At 37.3% G+C, this 1,626-nt stretch carries 2 protein-coding genes; both read right to left on the bottom strand.

The window, feature by feature from the left end; all coding sequences use genetic code 11:
- Positions 1-1,289: IS200/IS605 family element transposase accessory protein TnpB (locus CYK47_RS15160; protein WP_122902594.1), on the bottom strand; the 1,289-nt coding region annotated here is incomplete at its 3' end.
- A 5-nt stretch (positions 1,290-1,294) separates the two neighbouring features.
- Positions 1,295-1,626 (bottom strand): IS607 family transposase (locus tag CYK47_RS15155; RefSeq protein ID WP_122902593.1); only part of this gene is annotated, 332 nt, incomplete at its 5' end.

The following is a 1,626-nucleotide window of genomic DNA, read 5'->3' as shown; positions in this document are numbered from 1 at the left end:
TCAGTCCGTTCTTGCAATATGCACTTTACAGTTTTGTAAGGCGTATAACGACTTATCTCATTGTCATTTAATCTTGCAAGCACGTTTCTCGCAGCATTCCAATCAGCTTGAATAACCTCCCCATTAAAACGGTGAAAGCGATCTCCCTTACGTGTGCCTATTAAAAGCCCATTTAGGAAAGAATCACTTTGCGAAGTATATGCAGAATTGACTAGATGCACCGCAGAACCTCTACGATGAGATACAGAAGTTAGGGCATCGGCCAATAAGCCTTTAACCCATGTATTTAAAAGCCTATTGGTATTCTTACCATAGCTACGTTTATTTTGAATTGGAGATGTTAAATCTTCCGCAACAATTACTTGGGCTTTATCAACCAACTTGTGAACTGCTGTGAATATTAATGTCTTGAGCTTTGCTTTCTGAATATCTTGTCGCTTATTCAACTTCTTGCGACCTAGATTATTCTTCTCAATTTTCTGTTTCTTGTGTGGTTTAGCTTTGGCAATCGCTCTGAGCTTGTTTCTACGCTTGTACTTTTGATTCAGATAGTCAGATTCACTTGAGATCAGCTTACCTAAGCCTTGCCCATATACATCACCGTCAGAATCAACAAAGGCTTCTGAGTAACCCTTATCAACGCCTACAGTTTCTTGTCCACAATCTTGAGATTTAATTGCATCATAGCTTGAGTGAACTTCAACATTGCCGTTTTTTAGAATAATCCTAAGCGTACCTTGCGGTGCAAAATCAGCAGTTGTGTTCAGAGGTATTTTAATAGTTTGTCGAGGAATTAAACTCGGCACTTTAAGCCAACATTGACCGTTTAGCTCAAAGGTTTTGCACATATCCGCACGAACAACAATTTGATTGTGCGTGTGGTTTACACCATGTTTAAAGTGTTTACGCATTTGACGATGAAGGAAATTATCAGTCGTCCACTCGTCTTTTTTAAGCAGCGTGTATAGTCTTTTTAATTCTTTATCGCATGTCGTTCTTTTTCTGATTGCTTTTTTTACTTTTTCTTTTGATGCTTCTCGATGCGCTTTAATGTCACCTATACAATCACGTAGCGTTTCTTTCCAAGCATTTGCAGAAACACCAAAGTCACGACCTTCTTTCATCCACGCATCACGAATAGTTCTATCACTGATATTCAAACCTGAGATAGCACCATATTTAGCCCATACTTCACTACGAACACGACCAAGTAAAACAGCTTGTTTTTCAAGTTGTTTGTACTTTTGTACATTTAAGTTTCTACAGTGATGGATGCGTGTTAATTTCAAAAAAGCTATTCCTTGCTGTTCACTAATTCTTTAACTTTTTCTTTGTATTTTCTCAATCCATAAAGACGAGAAGAAAAACAATGAATAATCGCTAACAGGTCTTGAGTTACTTCTTCCGTTGGGGAGAGAGATTCTTGATTCATAATAATAATTTTACAACCATGCCTTTCAGCAAAAGACTCAAACCACTCAAAACCAAAACGTACCAAACGATCTTTGTGAGCTATGACAAGCATTGAAACTTTACCCATTTCAATATCAAGAAAAAGCTGATTGAATTTCTTTCTTTTATAATTCAAACCACTTCCAATTTCCGACACCCAATCATCAATAGTAT

Origin of the sequence: Acinetobacter sp. B51(2017), from assembly GCF_003711395.1 — a bacterium.
GTDB lineage: Bacteria > Pseudomonadota > Gammaproteobacteria > Pseudomonadales > Moraxellaceae > Acinetobacter.
This window is presented reverse-complemented; position numbering and strand designations above follow the sequence as displayed.